This window comes from Staphylococcus pragensis, assembly GCF_004785665.1.
GTDB lineage: Bacteria > Bacillota > Bacilli > Staphylococcales > Staphylococcaceae > Staphylococcus > Staphylococcus pragensis.
In genome coordinates this window covers 1-350 of the sequence record NZ_SRPJ01000023.1, presented here as the reverse complement: position 1 = coordinate 350, position 350 = coordinate 1, and the positions used below count along the sequence as shown (strand labels likewise).

Genomic DNA, 350 nt, shown 5'->3' with positions numbered 1-350 from the left:
TTCTTTCGAACACTAGCGATTATTTTTTATGAATTCAAGCTTATTTAAAACTCTATTCACTCGGTTTTGCTTGGTAAAATCTATTTACTTACTTATCTAGTTTTCAATGTACAATTTAAATTATTTAATGGTGGGCCTGAGTGGACTCGAACCACCGACCTCACGCTTATCAGGCGTGCGCTCTAACCAGCTGAGCTACAGGCCCATTAAATATATGAATGTAAAATAAACATTCAAAACTGAATACAATATGTCACGTTAATCCATCATCTCTAAGAGATGTTCCGAATATATCCTTAGAAAGGAGGTGATCCAGCCGCACCTTCCGATACGGCTACCTTGTTACGACT

General features: G+C 37.4%; 1 tRNA gene and 1 rRNA gene. Both read right to left on the bottom strand.

Annotated features, from left to right (window positions below):
- Positions 1–128 precede the first annotated feature (128 nt).
- Positions 129–205, bottom strand: a tRNA-Ile gene (locus tag E2558_RS12285).
- Between the two features lie 95 nt (positions 206–300).
- Positions 301–350: ribosomal RNA gene (locus tag E2558_RS12430) — 16S ribosomal RNA — on the bottom strand; the annotation flags it as partial.